This is a genomic window from Sphingomonas sp. QA11, from assembly GCF_028473665.1.
Lineage (GTDB): Bacteria > Pseudomonadota > Alphaproteobacteria > Sphingomonadales > Sphingomonadaceae > Sphingomonas > Sphingomonas phytovorans.
On the sequence record NZ_CP098774.1, the window covers coordinates 2,089,393 to 2,103,610 of the forward strand.

Annotated in this window: 20 protein-coding genes and 1 other RNA gene; 14 read left to right on the forward strand and 7 right to left on the reverse strand. The window is 64.9% G+C overall.

Annotated features, from left to right (window positions below; genetic code table 11):
• Window positions 1-27: 27 nt before the first annotated feature.
• Complete coding sequence (locus NDN01_RS09560) at window positions 28-1,668, forward strand: putative bifunctional diguanylate cyclase/phosphodiesterase (RefSeq protein WP_272627159.1); 1,641 nt, start codon at window positions 28-30, stop codon at window positions 1,666-1,668.
• Here the strand turns inward: NDN01_RS09560 and NDN01_RS09565 are convergent.
• On the reverse strand, window positions 1,643-2,224 hold the full coding sequence (locus tag NDN01_RS09565) for a DUF924 family protein (RefSeq protein WP_272627160.1): 582 nt from the start codon (window positions 2,222-2,224) through the stop codon (window positions 1,643-1,645). The two genes, NDN01_RS09560 and NDN01_RS09565, sit on opposite strands and share 26 nt — an antisense overlap.
• 23 nt (window positions 2,225-2,247) lie before the next feature.
• Between NDN01_RS09565 and mtaB the strand changes: the two genes are divergently transcribed.
• The 3 genes from mtaB to NDN01_RS09580 are packed head-to-tail and all read left to right on the forward strand — an operon-like array spanning window position 2,248 to window position 5,025.
• A complete protein-coding gene (gene mtaB / locus NDN01_RS09570) occupies window positions 2,248-3,480 on the forward strand; it encodes a tRNA (N(6)-L-threonylcarbamoyladenosine(37)-C(2))-methylthiotransferase MtaB (protein ID WP_272627161.1) in 1,233 nt (410 codons plus the stop codon).
• Window positions 3,477-4,418, forward strand: a complete 942-nt coding sequence (gene ftsY, locus NDN01_RS09575; RefSeq protein WP_272627162.1) for a signal recognition particle-docking protein FtsY — start codon at window positions 3,477-3,479, stop codon at window positions 4,416-4,418. The genes mtaB and ftsY overlap by 4 nt, the downstream gene beginning before the upstream one ends.
• Complete coding sequence (locus NDN01_RS09580) at window positions 4,408-5,025, forward strand: septation protein A (protein ID WP_272627163.1); 618 nt, start codon at window positions 4,408-4,410, stop codon at window positions 5,023-5,025. Before ftsY ends, NDN01_RS09580 begins: the two co-directional genes overlap by 11 nt.
• Before the next feature lie 40 nt (window positions 5,026-5,065).
• Here the strand turns inward: NDN01_RS09580 and NDN01_RS09585 are convergent, their stop codons facing one another.
• Window positions 5,066-5,668 (reverse strand): superoxide dismutase, encoded by a 603-nt coding sequence (locus NDN01_RS09585; RefSeq protein ID WP_272627164.1) that lies wholly within the window; start codon window positions 5,666-5,668, stop codon window positions 5,066-5,068.
• A gap of 89 nt (window positions 5,669-5,757) precedes the next feature.
• Window positions 5,758-6,786: a phage shock protein operon transcriptional activator gene (gene pspF / locus NDN01_RS09590; protein WP_272627165.1), complete on the reverse strand. Its 1,029-nt coding sequence runs from the start codon at window positions 6,784-6,786 to the stop codon at window positions 5,758-5,760.
• 176 nt (window positions 6,787-6,962) lie between these two features.
• On the opposite strand from pspF, the gene NDN01_RS09595 reads away from it, so the two are divergent.
• The 10 genes from NDN01_RS09595 (at window position 6,963) to NDN01_RS09640 (ending at window position 10,851) form a co-directional block, all read left to right on the forward strand.
• Window positions 6,963-7,109, forward strand: coding sequence for a hypothetical protein (locus NDN01_RS09595; RefSeq protein WP_272627166.1), 147 nt, complete (start codon window positions 6,963-6,965; stop codon window positions 7,107-7,109).
• 100 nt (window positions 7,110-7,209) lie between these two features.
• The gene (gene pspA, locus NDN01_RS09600; RefSeq protein WP_272627167.1) at window positions 7,210-7,881 is read left to right on the forward strand and encodes a phage shock protein PspA; all 672 of its coding nucleotides are present in this window, start codon (window positions 7,210-7,212) and stop codon (window positions 7,879-7,881) included.
• A 1-nt stretch (window position 7,882) separates the two neighbouring features.
• Window positions 7,883-8,149 carry an envelope stress response membrane protein PspB gene (pspB, locus tag NDN01_RS09605; protein ID WP_272627168.1) on the forward strand — a complete coding sequence of 89 codons (267 nt, stop codon included), beginning with the start codon at window positions 7,883-7,885 and terminating at the stop codon, window positions 8,147-8,149.
• A gap of 1 nt (window position 8,150) precedes the next feature.
• Window positions 8,151-8,531, forward strand: a complete 381-nt coding sequence (pspC, locus tag NDN01_RS09610) for an envelope stress response membrane protein PspC (RefSeq protein ID WP_272627169.1) — start codon at window positions 8,151-8,153, stop codon at window positions 8,529-8,531.
• A gap of 29 nt (window positions 8,532-8,560) precedes the next feature.
• Entirely contained in the window at window positions 8,561-8,851 is a 291-nt protein-coding gene (locus tag NDN01_RS09615) for a hypothetical protein (RefSeq protein WP_272627170.1), read from the forward strand.
• A 25-nt stretch (window positions 8,852-8,876) separates the two neighbouring features.
• Window positions 8,877-9,188 (forward strand): hypothetical protein, encoded by a 312-nt coding sequence (locus tag NDN01_RS09620; RefSeq protein WP_272627171.1) that lies wholly within the window; start codon window positions 8,877-8,879, stop codon window positions 9,186-9,188.
• Window positions 9,189-9,198: 10 nt separating this feature from the next.
• Entirely contained in the window at window positions 9,199-9,474 is a 276-nt protein-coding gene (locus tag NDN01_RS09625; protein WP_272627172.1) for a hypothetical protein, read from the forward strand.
• An 87-nt stretch (window positions 9,475-9,561) separates the two neighbouring features.
• Window positions 9,562-9,921: a hypothetical protein gene (locus tag NDN01_RS09630; RefSeq protein ID WP_336298364.1), complete on the forward strand. Its 360-nt coding sequence runs from the start codon at window positions 9,562-9,564 to the stop codon at window positions 9,919-9,921.
• A gap of 17 nt (window positions 9,922-9,938) precedes the next feature.
• Entirely contained in the window at window positions 9,939-10,181 is a 243-nt protein-coding gene (locus NDN01_RS09635) for a hypothetical protein (RefSeq protein WP_272627173.1), read from the forward strand.
• Between the two features lie 262 nt (window positions 10,182-10,443).
• On the forward strand, window positions 10,444-10,851 hold the full coding sequence (locus NDN01_RS09640) for a SufE family protein (protein WP_272627174.1): 408 nt from the start codon (window positions 10,444-10,446) through the stop codon (window positions 10,849-10,851).
• A gap of 6 nt (window positions 10,852-10,857) precedes the next feature.
• Here the strand turns inward: NDN01_RS09640 and NDN01_RS09645 are convergent, their stop codons facing one another.
• From NDN01_RS09645 to rnpB, 4 genes are all read right to left on the reverse strand, one after another.
• The gene (locus tag NDN01_RS09645) at window positions 10,858-11,181 is read right to left on the reverse strand and encodes a hypothetical protein (RefSeq protein WP_443025220.1); all 324 of its coding nucleotides are present in this window, start codon (window positions 11,179-11,181) and stop codon (window positions 10,858-10,860) included.
• Complete coding sequence (locus NDN01_RS09650; RefSeq protein WP_272627175.1) at window positions 11,163-11,705, reverse strand: J domain-containing protein; 543 nt, start codon at window positions 11,703-11,705, stop codon at window positions 11,163-11,165. Before NDN01_RS09650 ends, NDN01_RS09645 begins: the two co-directional genes overlap by 19 nt.
• 51 nt (window positions 11,706-11,756) lie before the next feature.
• Window positions 11,757-13,718, reverse strand: coding sequence for a hypothetical protein (locus NDN01_RS09655; RefSeq protein WP_272627176.1), 1,962 nt, complete (start codon window positions 13,716-13,718; stop codon window positions 11,757-11,759).
• A gap of 79 nt (window positions 13,719-13,797) precedes the next feature.
• An RNA gene (gene rnpB / locus NDN01_RS09660) (RNase P RNA component class A) lies at window positions 13,798-14,175 on the reverse strand.
• Between the last annotated feature and the right edge of the window lie 43 nt (window positions 14,176-14,218).

Sequence of the window (14,218 nt, forward strand, 5' to 3'; positions counted from 1 at the left end):
TCCTCGGGGATCTTGGGGCGCGTCGGCATGGCTGGTGAAATGGGCGACGAATCGAAGATTGAGCCGCCACAGGGGCGCCGCGACATGATCAGCGGCGCGATCACGGTCGCCTCGATCCTGCTGTTCGTCGGCACGGGCAGCTCGGTGCTGTCGTCCACGCTCCAGCATTATTTCGCCGGCGGCGAAGGCACCGACCAGACACTGGTCATCGCCCTGCTCCTCAATGTCGCACTCATCCTGTTCGGCTGGCGCCGTCACCGCGAGCTTGCCCGCGAGGTCTCGATTCGTGCCGCTGCCGAAGAGCGCGCGCACCAGCTTGCCGCGAAAGATCCGCTGACCGGCTTCCTCAATCGCCGCAGCCTCGGCGAGGAGGGCGCTGCGATGTTTGTCCGTGCCCAACGCCGGGGCAAGGCGATGGCGATGATGATGCTCGATCTCGATCACTTCAAGACGATCAACGACATGCATGGCCATGCCACCGGCGATGCGCTGCTGCGCGAGGTCGCTGAAGAGATTGCCGCGGCAATGCCGTCGGTCGCCTTGACGGCGCGCTTCGGCGGCGACGAATTCGCCTGCGCCTTCCTGTTCGATCCATCCCATCCCGCCACCGTCGAACGCATCGCCGAGCGCCTCGTCTCGCGTCTCGCCCAGCCGTTCAAGGCAGACGGGCTGCAACTCCATATCAGCGCCTCGCTCGGCATTGCCCGCTCCGACTTCGACTGCGCGAGCATCGATGCGCTGATGCGGTCAGCCGACATCGCCATGTATGCGGCGAAGAATTCCGGCCGCAACCGCTTCGCCTGGTTCGACCTTTCGATGGAGCGCGAGCTCCAGACCCGCAACGAGCTTGAGGTCGGCCTGCGCGGCGCGATCCCGCGGCAGGAAATCGTGCCCTATTTCGAGCAGCAGATCGATCTCACCACCGGCCGCCTCGGGGGTTTCGAGGTGCTGGCCCGCTGGGAACATCCGCAGCGCGGGCTGATCGTACCCGATGTCTTCATTCCGATCGCTGAAGAGACGGGCATGATCGCCGACCTCTCGCTGTCGATCATGCGCCAGGCCTTCATGGCCGCCAAGGACTGGGACCCCGCGCTGTCGATCTCGGTGAACATCTCACCTTGGCAGCTCAAGGACGCCTGGCTCGCACAGAAGATCATCAAGGTCCTGACCGAAACCGGCTTCCCCGCCACCCGGCTCGAGATCGAGATCACCGAAAGCTCGCTGTTCGACAATCTCGCGCTCGCCCAGTCGATCGTCGGCAGCCTGAAGAACCAGGGCATCCGCCTCGCGCTCGACGATTTCGGCACTGGCTACTCATCGCTCGCGCATCTCCGAGCCCTGCCGTTCGACCGGATCAAGATCGACAAGAGCTTCATCATGTCGATCAACGAGAATTCGGAAAGCGCCGCGATCGTCAACGCGATCACCCGGCTCGGCGACAGCCTCAACCTGCCGATCACGGCGGAGGGTATCGAGGACGCTTCGATCGAGGAGCGGCTTCGCACCCTGGGCTGCTCGAAAGGCCAGGGCTATCTCTATGGTCGCCCGATGAGCATCACCAGCACGCGCCGCCTGCTTGCCGAGAAGCGCCTGCTGCTCCAGCCACCCGCGGCCGATGCCAAGGAAAGTGCCGCCGGCCCAGCTACCACCCAGCGCCTGGCCGGCTGAGATACACTTCCTCCGCGGGCGTCGACTGCCGCCCGAGCGCCGCGTTGCGCGATGGAAACCGCCCGAACCGGGCGATCACCTCGGCATGATCGAGCGCGTAGAAGAGATGCTCCTCGTTCCCGAGCTGCTCGAAGCACGCCACCGAGAGAGTCTGCGCCTCGCGATTCTCCGCATGCATGAGGGGCATGTAGAGGAAGGGTCGCCGCTCGTCGGGATCGAGACGCTCGTCCCAACCCTTCTCGATCGCCTCCCGCGCCAGATCCAGCGCCAGGGCATCCCCGGCAAAGGCTTCCGCCGTGTCGCGATGCATATTGCGAGAGAACTGGTCGAGCAGGATGATCGCCGCGAGCAGGGTCTCGGAATCGTCCCGCCAGCCCCGCGCGCCGTGCGCCAGCACATCGTCGCGCATCGCGCCGAACCGCTCGGCGATCTCCCGGTCCAGCGCCTCGTCCCTGGCGAAGCGCTTCTTCGCCGGCACCTCATCGAACCAGAAGGAAAGTACCGTGCGGGCCTTTTCATGGACTTCGCCCGAACCCGCCCCTAGATCACCGCGCATGTACCACCGTTCCGGCCTCCCTCATGGCTGAGCCCGATATTATCAGCCTGGGCTGCCGCCTCAACATCGCTGAAAGCGAGACGATCCGCGCGCTTGTCGGCGGGCGGGACATGGTCGTCGTCAATAGCTGCGCCGTGACCGGCGCCGCGGTGCGCGAGACGCGCAGCGCCATCCGCCGCGCCCGACGCGACCGGCCCGGCGCTCAGATCGTGGTAACCGGCTGCGCCGCGCAGATCGATCCGAAGGGCTTCGCCGCCATGCCCGAGGTCGATCGGGTGATCGGCAATGCGGAGAAGCTGAAGAAAGAAGCCTGGGAATCCCGTGACGAGATACTGGTCGGCGACATCATGCGGGTGCGCCAGACCGCGCCGCATCTCGCCGCCGCCTTCGCGTCGCATGCCCGCGCCTTTGTCGAGGTGCAGAATGGCTGCGACCATCGTTGCACCTTCTGCGCGATCCCGTTCGGCCGCGGCAACAGCCGCTCGGTCCCGGCGGGCGGCGTGATCGACCGGATCAAGGCCCTGGTCGATGGCGGCTATCGCGAGGTGGTGCTGACCGGGGTCGACCTCACCAGCTACGGCCCCGACCTTCCCGGCACGCCCTCGCTCGGCATGCTGGTGGAGCGGATTCTTGACCATGTCCCAAAGCTGGAGCGCCTGCGCCTGTCGTCGCTCGATTCGATCGAGATCGACGACCGGCTGTTCGACCTGCTTACCGGCGAGCCGCGGATGATGCCGCACGTCCATCTTTCGCTCCAGGCGGGCGACGACATGATCCTGAAGCGCATGAAGCGCCGCCACAGCCGCAGTGAGAGCGTTCGCGTGGTCGAGCGCCTCAAGGCTGCCCGCCCCGACATCGCGATCGGTGCTGACCTCATCGCCGGCTTCCCCACCGAAACCGAAGAAATGTTCAACAATAGCCTCGCGCTGATCGACGATTGCGACATCGTCCATCCGCACATCTTCCCCTATTCGCCACGCGAGGGCACGCCCGCCGCCCGGATGCCGCAGATCGAACCCGAACTACGCAAGCGCCGCGCCGCTTTGCTGCGCGAGGCTGGCTCGACTCGGCGTACGGCGTGGCTGCAAAGCCTGGTCGGCACCGTCCAGCCCGTATTGGTCGAACGCCCCGGGGACCGCGGCCATGCTCCAGCGTTCGCCGAAGTGCGCTGGAATCCGCCAGGCGATATCGGCGCCGTTCAACCTATCCTCATCACCGGCGCCAGCGCCACATCTCTCACCGGAACCCCTGCATGAGCACCACACCAAGCTGGCACGACAAATTGCTCGGCGGCTTCAAACGCACTTCCGACCGGCTGCTCGGCAACCTCGCCGGTCTCGGCACCGCCAGGCTTGACGATGCGACCCTCGACGAGATCGAGGAAGCGCTCATCGCCTCAGATCTCGGCCCGGAAACGGCGGCGCGAATCCGCGCGCGCCTCGCCGAGGGCAGCTTCGAACGCAACATGGAGGAACTCGGCATCCGCCTGGTCGTGGCCGAGGAGATCGAGAAGGTCCTGGCCAAGGTCGCCAGGCCGCTCGAGATCGAGGCGTTCCCGCGCCCGCAGGTGATCCTGGTCATCGGCGTCAACGGGTCGGGCAAGACGACGACCATCGCCAAGCTCGCTCATTACCTCACGGAGCAGGATTACGGCGTGATGCTCGCCGCCGGCGACACCTTCCGCGCCGCTGCGATCGGCCAGCTTGCCACCTGGGCCGGGCGGGTCGGCGTGCCGATCGTCTCGGGCAACGAAGGCGGCGACGCTGCCGGGATCGTCTATGAGGCGGTCAAGCAGGCGACCGCCACCGGCATCGACGCGTTGATCGTCGACACCGCCGGACGCCTGCAGAACAAGCGCGAGCTGATGGACGAACTGTCCAAGATCCGCCGCGTGCTTGGCCGCATCAATCCGGAATCGCCGCACGACATCCTTCTCGTGCTCGATGCCACGACCGGCCAGAACGCGCTCAACCAGATCGAGGTGTTCAAGGAATTCGCCGGCGTCACCGGCCTCATCATGACCAAGCTCGACGGCACGGCACGCGGCGGCGTGCTCGTCGCCGCGGCGGAGAAATACGGCCTGCCGATCCATGCCATCGGCGTCGGCGAGGGCATGGGCGATTTGAGGCCCTTCGACGCGAACGAGGTTGCGCGGATCATCGCTGGTGTGGAAGGGATCCGCAATGGCAAGTAACCCCAAGAATCCGCCGATCGGCCCCGGCCTCCGCCTCGCGATCGACATCGCGCCGCTGGCGGTGTTCTTCATCGTCAATTTCGTGAGCAGCGGCCCGCAGATTGCCCGCCTGCTCGCCGCGACCGCCGCCTTCATGGTGGCGAGCGCCATCGCGATGGTCCTATCCCGCTGGAAGACCGGACGCATCTCCCCGATGCTGTGGATGACGGGAACGCTCGTGCTCGTGTTCGGCGGGCTGACGCTCTATTTCCACGACGAGACCTTCATCAAGGTCAAGCCGACCTTCGTCTATGCAAGCTTCGCGGCGATCCTGACGTTCGGCCTGGTGACGGGCCGTCCGCTGCTCCAGTCGCTGCTTGAAGCTGCGTATCCCGGCCTCACCGAAACGGGATGGCGCAAGCTGACGATCAACTGGGCGATCTTCTTCGTCTTCATGGCGGTGCTGAACGAGATGGTCTGGCGCAACACCACCACCGATGTCTGGGTCGCGTTCAAGCTATGGGGCGCCATTCCCCTGACCATGGTCTTCGCGATTGCGAACGTGCCGATGCTGATGAAGCACGGTCTCAATACCGGACAGGAACCGCCTGTTCCACCGGAAGGCTGAAAATCCTCCCCATGGCTCAGCCACGGGGAGGAAAGAAGGGTCAGATCGCGTCGTAGATGCGACCTGCCTCGTCCCAGTTCACCACGTCCCACCAGGCCTTCAGATAGGCGGCGCGATCGTTGCGATAGGTCAGGTAATAAGCGTGCTCCCACACGTCATTGCCCAGGATCGGCGTGCCCTTCACGGCCGCGTCGTCCATCAGCGGGTTGTCCTGGTTCGGCGTGCTGGCGATCGACAGCTTCCCGTCCGCATCGGCAACCACCCAGGCCCAGCCGGAACCGAACTGGCCAGCGCCCTTGGTGTTGAAATCTTCCTTCAGCTTGTCGAGGCCGCCATAGGCGTCGATCGCCTCGGCCAGCTTGCCCGACGGCGCGCCGCCGCCCGGCGTCATGATCTTCCAGAAAAAGGCGTGGTTCCAGAAACCGCCGCCATTGTTGCGCACGAGTGGCGGCTGGGTCGAGATCACCGCGAGGATTTCCTCGATTGTCTTGCCTGCCAGCGCGGGGTCCTTCTCGACGCCCTCGTTGAGCTTGTCGGTATAGGCCTTGTGATGCTTGTCGTGATGGAACTTCATCGTCTCTTCGTTGATGGTCGGCTCCAGCGCGTCATAGGCGTAGGGAAGCGGGGGCAGTTCGAAAGCCATGAGTCATCCTCCTTGGAAATGCGCGGGTCACAGACGCAACGCCGAGCGGGTGAAATGGGTCCGAAGACCTCGTTACGCAACCGATTCCGTCAGGCGCCGGCCGAAATAAGCCCATGGCGTTTCAACGCATGGCGAAGCTGGTCGTAGCTCAGCCCCAGCGCTTCCGCCGTGGCCCGCTGGTTGAAGCGATGCTCGGCCAGTGCCTTGGTCAGCAGGTCCCGCTCGAACCGGGCAATGCGCGTCTTGAAGTCGGACGATTCCTCCCCTGCCTCTTCCGGTGCGGCGCTTTCCGGCACGGCCACCGCAGCCGGCGCAACAGCGAAGGACGCCCCCGCGGGTGCCGGGCGATAGGGCGAATGAAACGGATCGAACTCGATCGCCTCGATCGGTCCTGCCTCCTCCCAGCGATAGACCGCGCGTTCGACCACGTTGCGCAACTCGCGCACATTGCCCGGCCATTGATAGTCGACCAGCGCCGCAACCGCATTCGGTCCGAAACCGGGCCAGTCGCCGAACCCCATCTCAGACGCCATGCGCCGCCCGAAATGCTCGGCCAGCACCAGGACGTCACCCGGGCGCGCGCGCAGCGGCGGCAGCGTGACCACCTCGAACGAGAGCCGGTCGAGCAGGTCGGCGCGGAACTGATGCCGCGCGACCTTGTCAGGCAGGTTCTCGTTGGTCGCCGCGACGATGCGAACATCGACCTGCAACGGCCGGGACGAGCCGATCCGGGTGATCTCGCCATATTCCACCGCCCTGAGCAGCCGCTCCTGCGCGCCCATCGAAAGCGTGCCGAGTTCGTCAAGGAACAGGGTCCCGCGATGCGCTTCCTCGAAGCGCCCCACCCGCGACTTGGTCGCGCCGGTGAACGCCCCCGCCTCATGCCCGAACAGTTCGGCCTCGATCAGCGTCTCGGGCAAGGCTGCGCAGTTCATCACCACCAGCGGCTGATCCCAGCGTGGCGACAGGCGGTGCAGACGCTCGGCAACCAGTTCCTTGCCGGTGCCGCGTTCGCCGATCACCAGCACCGGGCGATCAAGCGCGGCGGCGCGGCTGGCCCGCTCAAGCGTCTCCAGAAAAACGTTCGACTGGCCGATGACCTGGGTAGTGCGATCCATGCCCAATGCTTGGCGTAAAGTCCCAAGGCTTGGCAAGATGCTTTGATGCGGTTCATCGGCCGTTCAGCCGAAAATAGCGGAAAACCGCGCTTTTTAAAACTGGCACGCTCCCTGCAATACTTCAGGCATCTGCCCCACGGGGCGCCACCGACAACCAGTTTCAGGGAACCACGACAATGAACAACAACTACAAAGCCCGCGACCTCCGCCACACTGTCGCAGCCATCGCCTGCTCGATCGTGCTCGGCTCCACCTTCCTGCTCGGCGCCGTCGCGCCGGCCCAGGCCGCTCCCGCGGTCCTCTACACCCAGACCGCCGCCTGACCCCCGGGCGGTGCCGGCCGGAGCGGTATCCCTTGCACCGCCCCGGCCCCCTTCAACCCTTCACCCAGTATCCTGCGTACCCAATAGGAGAGTTTTCGAGATGGGCATTTTCTCCCGAACCCGCGATATCATCGCCGCCAACTTCACTGACCTGCTCGACAAGGCGGAAGACCCCGCCAAGATGATCCGCATGATCATCCTCGAGATGGAGGAGACCCTGGTCGAGGTTCGCGCTTCCGCAGCGCGCACCATCGCCGACCAGAAGGAAATGCGCCGTCACATCTCTAAGCTCGAGACGCTTCAGGAAAGCTGGACCGAAAAGGCCGAGCTGGCGCTGTCGAAGGGCCGCGAGGATCTGGCCAAGGCAGCCCTGGTCGAGAAGCAGAAGGCAGTCGACATGGCAGCCCAGCTCGGCGGCGAGATCAGCGTGCTCGACGAGGCGCTCAAGGCCTCGGAAGAGGACATCAACAAGCTGCAGACCAAGCTTCGCGAGGCCCGCACCCGCCAGAACTCGATCGTCACCCGGCTCGAGACCGCGCAGAACCGCTTCCGGCTCCGCGAAATGTATGCCGGCCCGAAGATCCAGGACGCGTTCTCGCGCTTCGAGATCATGGAGCGCCGGGTCGACATGGCCGAGGGCCGCGCCGAAGTCGCCGGCATGGGCGCCCCGAAGAGCCTAGAGGAGGAGATCGCCGAGCTGAAGGCAAGCGAGAAGGTCGAGGCGGAACTCGCCGCGATGAAGGCTCGCGCCGCCGGATCGAAGGACGTCTGAAATGGAAGATGTCCTCATCCCCGCGATCGTCTGCAGCATCCTGTTCATCGGAATGCCATGGGTGATCCTCCACTACGTCACCAAGTGGAAGCAGGCACCCAAGATCACCACCGAGGACGAGAACCTGCTGGACGAACTCCACTATCTCGCCCGCCGCCTCGAAGACCGCCTGAACACCGTGGAGCGCATCGTCGCTGCCGACCACCCCGAGTGGCGCCCCGGCACGATGACGTCTTCGACCAGCAACGACCTCCCCAGGAGCAACTGAGATGTCCGCAAGCCGCACCAAATTCTACCTCGACAAGCAGAACCGCAAATGGCTGGGCGTCTGCTCCGGGATCGCCGACTATACCGGGGTCGATGTCACCTGGGTCCGCGTCGGCGCCGTCCTGCTCACCGTCGCCGGTGGCTTTCCCTGGACCCTGATCGCCTATTGGGTGGTCGCCTGGATGGCCGAAGCCAAGCCCTACGGCCTGTACGAGACCCCGGAGGACGCGAAGTTCTGGCAGGGTGTCCGCTCGAACCCGAAGCGCTCGACCGCAGAGGTCCGCTCCAAGTTCCGCGACATCGACCGCCGGCTCGCCGACATCGAGATGATGTACACCAGCCGCAACAGCCGCCTCGCCGACGAGATCGACAGCCTTCGCTGATCGATCCGGGGCGAACAGGGAGAAAGACAATGACTTGGGGTGGACCAGGCTTCGTGATCGCCATCATCGCGATCTCCTATGCCGGCTGGATCATCAACAACTGGGTTCGCGCCCGCCACGGCTATCCGCTGGAGGATGAGTGGTCAGGCAAGACCGCGAAGGGAGCCCCCGACGCGGAGCGCAAGATCCAGCTGCTCACGACGGAAAATGAGCGCCAGGCCGGCCAGATCAGCCGGCTGGAGGAACGGATCGCCGTGCTTGAACGCATTGCCACCGATCCGGCCGAGCGAACCGCCCGCGCCATCGACGAGCTGCGCTGACAGCGCGGTTTCAGGAGTTAGAACGATGCATAACGGTCAAGTTTTCGTCCTCGCGATCATCGCCCTCGGTATCTTCGGTGGTATCGCGAAGATGTGGATCAGGGCACGACACGGCCTTCCGATCGAGACCCGGCGCGACCGCCGGCACCGCGATCGCTACGGCGACGACGCCGGCCCCGATGCGGAACGCAAGATTCACCTGCTCTCGACCGAAAACGAACGGCTGGTGGGCCAGGTTTCCCGCCTCGAGGAGCGGATCGCCGTCCTAGAGCGCATCGCAACCGATCCCGCCGAGCGTACAGCCCGCGAGATCGAGGCCCTTCGCGGCCAGAACTGAGGAATCTCCCATGTTCAATGGTTTCACGATCTTCATGCTGGCCGTCGTGGTCGTGGGCATCCCCGTCGTCGGCGGGCTTCTCTACGAGACCTACCGGATCAGCCTGAAGCACAAGGAAAAAATGGCCAACGCCATGAACGCCCAGGCAGCCGAGAAGGCAGCGCAATATGCTGCCCACACCGAACGCCTCGAACAACGGGTCCGCGTTCTGGAGCGCATTGTCACCGACCGCGGCATCGATGTCGCCGCCGAGATCGAGCAGCTCCGCGATCGCCCGCTCAACTGATTTGAAGAGAAGGATGTGGTATGATTATCTTCCTCGCCGTGATGACCGCCATCGGTGGTGTTGCCGTGTACCTCTGCGAGAGGGTCGATGCCCCTCGCCGCCGCCTCGAGCGTGAGGCCGGCACGGCCCTCTGAACCAACCATCGTCATTTCCCGCCACACCAGGGAGTCGGAATACATGAACCCGTTTGAAATGGTCGCCCTCATCGTCATCACCGTGACGATTGGCAGCGTCCTTCGCGCCCGCTTCGGTGTCGCCCGCGACCGCAAGGGAGGAGGCTATAGCCTCCAGGACGATGCCGCCGCCCAGGCCGAGAACCGACGGCTACGTGATGAACTTCAGGCCATGAAGGAACGCCTCGCAGTCCTCGAACGACTTGCCACCGAAAACGACACCAGCGGCGCACGCCTCGATCGCGAGATCGAAAAGCTGCGCGACCGCACTTGACCGAAGGAGCAGGGATCATGACCGATCCGAACTTCTACATCACCATCGCCGGAGCGACGCTCGCTGGCCTCGGCATGCTGACCTACGCCACCCTCAACGGCTGGCGCGGCTGGCTCGCCCTGAAGCACCAGGAACTGACCATCCAGGGCGACATGCACACCACACCTTCCCTCCCCAACGCCAGCGCCCGCATCGAGATCGCCGACCTCAAGGAACGCATCCGCAAGCTAGAGGCGATTGCTGCCGGCGTGGATCTCTGAACTGCCCCCCATGCCCCCAATGCCGGCCCCAATCCGGCATCCACCGCGCCGCCGACGCATTCCCCTAGGTGCGAAGCGGCGCGGTGACCCGGGATCTGGGTTTATTCCATCTTCCCCGGCGAAGGCCGGGTTCCCCTCGGAGAACGGGAGGAAACGGACATTGCCCGCGGGCACGGACATCCCCCGCTGGATGGGGCCCTTCGCCGGGAAATCAAGAGTTCGACGTTTGATTTTGACCCGCACAGGCCCTAGCGCGCATCGCATGCCGAGCCTGACCGACCTGCAAGACGAATACAGCTTCCTCGACGCCGACGACCGCTATCGTCTGCTGATCGATCTGGGCAAGGACCTGGAACCGATGCCGGAGGCGTTGAAGACCGATACCACCCTGGTCCGCGGCTGTTCCGCCTCGGTATGGGTCTATCCCACCGTCCGGGAAGACGGCACGCTGCACTTCCTCGCGGATTCCAATGCCGCGATCACCAAGGGGATCATCGCGCTGGTCCTGCTGACGGTGCAGGATCAGGCTCCAGCCGCGATCCTGACGACGGATATCGAGGCGGCGCTGGCCCCCTTCGACCTGAAGAACCAGCTCAGCTCCAACCGGACCCAGGGAATTCCCAACATGATCGCGCTGATCCGCGAGACGGCTGCGCGCTACCGGGGTTGAGACGCCTCAGCGTCGGTCGTCGACAAAGCCAACCGCCTCGGCCACCGTATCGAGATCAGCCCCCGCCTTCACCAGCATCCATTCGCCGGGAGCGGCACCGTCGACCACCGTGACTGCGCCGCGCGGGCAGATCCCCAGGCACTTGACCTCGAGTATCCCTGCCCTGCCCTTACGGCCCTTCTTCAGCCCGAGGTGCTGGCGCAACGCCTTGGCGAGCGGCGTCCGACCTTTCGGCCCGAACCCGCCATCCAGCTTTTTCGAACATTTCTTGCAGACCAGCAGGGTGCTCGACCAGTCCGACCGGACTGATTTCACCCGGCAGGCTTCCACTGCCGCGCATCCTCGGCGGCGCGTAGCACGTCATAAGCCGCCTGGATCGCCTGGAAACGCGCCGCCGCTTCCTTGTCACCGGGCCGAACGTCGGGATGGCAGGATTTCGCAAGGCGCCGCCACGCGACGCGCACCGCCTCGAAATCGGCATCGGCTTCCAGTTCGAGCACTTCCAGCGCGCGCATCTCGTCGCGCGAACGACTGCCATCGCCCGGGCCCGCCCAGCCATAATGCCTCGCCTCGGCATAGCCGTCCGCCGTACGCGTTTCCTCGGCCTCGCGACGCGCCGCTTCCTCGGCGGTCAGGCCTTCGAAATAATTCCAGCCCCGATTATATTCGGCCGCGTGATCCTGGCAGAAATACCAGCGATCCGGGCTGTTCGGCGATTTCGGCGCCGGGCAATTGCCCGGCGAGTCGCAGCCATGCCGGTCGCACAGCCGAACCGTCGTCGCCTCGCGCCCGGCACCATAGCCGCGCCAGCGGGGAAAACCCCAGTCGACCGATCGGGAGGAGGAACGCGCCATTGGCTCGACATAGGCGAAGCTTCCGCTGGCGCAACCCCGGCCGTTGCATCATCAGGTGGCGATCCGGAAACCGGTCCGCATCGTATTGCTGCCGCAACCAAGGCCGCCGTCGGGCCGATAGGTTTTTTCGAAACGGGACCTGCCGATCACCCTCGCGCCGGCCTTGCTGAAGACGAACGGCGGATAGGCCATGATCGGACGCTCGTTCCGGACCAATCCGTCCGCGGTTACGTCGAACTGAGTCAGCACCCAACCCTCGAAACCCCAGCTAAGCGCTTCCTTCGGGAAGTCCCCCTCGCTTCCACCGAAATGAATCTGCTTTGGCGCCGAATCGACCAGCGCGCATTGACGCGCCGACAGGCCGGACTTCTCGAACGCCGAGTGCGCCGCTTCAGCGTTGCCGTTCGCCTCCTCGAGCGAGGCAAGGCGTATGAGCGCACCCACCCGCAAGGGGTCGTTCGGTGCCAGCGCGCTCTCTTCTCCGACCTCCCGGAGCAGTTGCCGCGTCTTCTTCTCGTCCTTTCGCCCGAGCGCATCGACAAGCGTCAGCCGGATCGCCGCCCGTGCCTCCGGATCGTTGAACCGCGGCTCTCCAAGGAGAGGCTCGACACTGCGCAGAAAGACACCCGGTCTCCAGCGATCCGCCTGATCGCTGCTCCAGATGAAGCGCGACAGCGTGACTCGCGCGATCGGTGTCACCCCGTTTGCATCAGCGATCGCAAGCGCCCGGCGTGCCAGGAGATTGGTTTCCTCGCGCCCCACCACCGAGTTGTTCATGATGGCGTACAGCAGCGGGACAATCGCCAATGCTGCCTTCCCCTGCGCCGCCTCTGCCGCCGCAAGCCGTGCCCGTTGCTTCGGCAGCGCCACTGCATCCGATTCGGCCGTGGTGGGCTGCAACGAAACCCCCTTGCCGATGAGCCACGCGTCGAGCCTGGAACCCATATAGTCGCCGATCGACGGTCGGGCGAACGCGGTCGAACACCGCATTTCAATTCGCACGCGATACCGGAAGAAAGGAGGGATCTTCTTCACCTGCTCAGATGTCCAGGACCAGCTTCGCGCCGCGCGCGCAAAGGCCAGGCCGGCAGCCCCACCCCCCGCGGCATAGACCGGCACGCTGGAGATGACGGTTCCGTCGTCTCCGATGCTGAACTCGATCACCGCCGCGTCATTGGGCGACAGTCCCGATTCACTGCACCCCGGCGGTTTCATCTGCACGCCCGTCGCGAAGATGCCATCTGGAAGCCGCCCGGCGCCCGTCATTGCCATATAGCGCCGCGCATCCTCCGTTCGTCCTTCGAGCAGCGCAGCAATGGAATAGTCGGAACGGGCCGTCACATCGTTGAGATCGGTCTTGCTGGTCAATCCACCCAGGAACTTCACCGCGTCGCCGGCGGCCAGTCGCGCCTCGGAGTATTTGCCGAGATTGAGCATCAGCTCGCTTCTAAGCGTAGCGAAAAGAGCCTTGCTCTTCGCATCGGTCTTCGTAGCCGCAAGGATCGCGTCGGCACGTGCGAGATCGGCCTTGGCACTCTCCGGATCGACGAAGGTTTCGCTCGTGATGAGGCCCCGCAGCGCCGCCAGGCGATCGGCCGGCGCAAGCCCCCCGATCGATTCGGCCATGCGATAATTCTCCGCCGCGCTGGCATAGTCGAGGCCGGACTCGGCGATTCGCGCGAGCTGTGAATAGGCTTCGTATCGATAGGCGGCGAGCGTCGGGTCGGAGACCGGCAGATCGGCGAGACCCGCACGAACCGCCACCACGGCTTCATCCATGCGGTTCAGCCTGTACAGCGCCGCCCCCGTGCGCACGCGCACGATCGCCACGCTTCGGTGGTTCCTGGTGCTCATCCGCTTTTCGAGCGTCTGCCAGGCGGCAAGGGCGCCTGCATCGTCACCCTTGTCCGCAAGCGCTGCCGCAGCGTCGAAATCCTGCTGGATAGTGGTTGCCGCCTGCTGCGCGACAACCGGCGGCGCTGCAGCAATCAATGCCGCGCTCGCAATTCCCACCTTAAGTATCCGCATGACATCCCCACCCCTCGCAGAATATGCGACGGAAATATTGCAGCGTAAAGAAGGGTTTCGCAAAAGCGCCAGAGGGTCTGTAAGCCGGGTTCTGTCCACCCTTTTCAGGGATGGGCGACCATTCCTCTAGGCCGGCATTTGCATGCCGGCTCAAGCAACCAACCCGGGCGACGGGCAGAAACGATGCCCCGGAACCGAAGTCCCATGCCGCCCCTATTCGGTCTTGCTCCCGGTGGGGTTTGCCGTGCCGCTCCTGTTACCAGTCGCGCGGTGCGCTCTTGCCGCACCCTTTCACCGTGGCGGGGCCGAAGCCTTCGCCGTCTGCTCTCTGTGGCACTTTCCCTGGGGTCGCCCCCGCCGGGCGTTACCCGGCACCGTCGTTTCGCGGAGCCCGGACTTTCCTCGGCACGCTGACGCGTGACGCGGCCGCCCGACCCTCTGGCAGGAGCCCCTTAGTCCAGCCAGGGCTGCGAACCAAACGAACT

Excerpts from the sequence above, each read along its gene's own strand:
- NDN01_RS09650 (WP_272627175.1), bottom strand. The coding sequence starts at position 11,705 with ATGGCGCGTTCCTCCTCCCGATCGGTCGACTGGGGTTTTCCCCGCTGG.
- ftsY (WP_272627162.1), top strand. The coding sequence starts at position 3,477 with ATGAGCACCACACCAAGCTGGCACGACAAATTGCTCGGCGGCTTCAAA.
- pspF (WP_272627165.1), bottom strand. The coding sequence starts at position 6,786 with ATGGATCGCACTACCCAGGTCATCGGCCAGTCGAACGTTTTTCTGGAG.
- NDN01_RS09580 (WP_272627163.1), top strand. The coding sequence starts at position 4,408 with ATGGCAAGTAACCCCAAGAATCCGCCGATCGGCCCCGGCCTCCGCCTC.
- mtaB (WP_272627161.1), top strand. The coding sequence starts at position 2,248 with ATGGCTGAGCCCGATATTATCAGCCTGGGCTGCCGCCTCAACATCGCT.
- pspC (WP_272627169.1), top strand. The coding sequence starts at position 8,151 with ATGTCCGCAAGCCGCACCAAATTCTACCTCGACAAGCAGAACCGCAAA.
- NDN01_RS09615 (WP_272627170.1), top strand. The coding sequence starts at position 8,561 with ATGACTTGGGGTGGACCAGGCTTCGTGATCGCCATCATCGCGATCTCC.
- NDN01_RS09635 (WP_272627173.1), top strand. The coding sequence starts at position 9,939 with ATGACCGATCCGAACTTCTACATCACCATCGCCGGAGCGACGCTCGCT.
- NDN01_RS09620 (WP_272627171.1), top strand. The coding sequence starts at position 8,877 with ATGCATAACGGTCAAGTTTTCGTCCTCGCGATCATCGCCCTCGGTATC.
- NDN01_RS09560 (WP_272627159.1), top strand. The coding sequence starts at position 28 with ATGGCTGGTGAAATGGGCGACGAATCGAAGATTGAGCCGCCACAGGGG.
- pspB (WP_272627168.1), top strand. The coding sequence starts at position 7,883 with ATGGAAGATGTCCTCATCCCCGCGATCGTCTGCAGCATCCTGTTCATC.
- NDN01_RS09585 (WP_272627164.1), bottom strand. The coding sequence starts at position 5,668 with ATGGCTTTCGAACTGCCCCCGCTTCCCTACGCCTATGACGCGCTGGAG.
- pspA (WP_272627167.1), top strand. The coding sequence starts at position 7,210 with ATGGGCATTTTCTCCCGAACCCGCGATATCATCGCCGCCAACTTCACT.
- NDN01_RS09565 (WP_272627160.1), bottom strand. The coding sequence starts at position 2,224 with ATGCGCGGTGATCTAGGGGCGGGTTCGGGCGAAGTCCATGAAAAGGCC.
- NDN01_RS09595 (WP_272627166.1), top strand. The coding sequence starts at position 6,963 with ATGAACAACAACTACAAAGCCCGCGACCTCCGCCACACTGTCGCAGCC.
- NDN01_RS09640 (WP_272627174.1), top strand. The coding sequence starts at position 10,444 with ATGCCGAGCCTGACCGACCTGCAAGACGAATACAGCTTCCTCGACGCC.
- NDN01_RS09625 (WP_272627172.1), top strand. The coding sequence starts at position 9,199 with ATGTTCAATGGTTTCACGATCTTCATGCTGGCCGTCGTGGTCGTGGGC.
- NDN01_RS09630 (WP_336298364.1), top strand. The coding sequence starts at position 9,562 with ATGCCCCTCGCCGCCGCCTCGAGCGTGAGGCCGGCACGGCCCTCTGAA.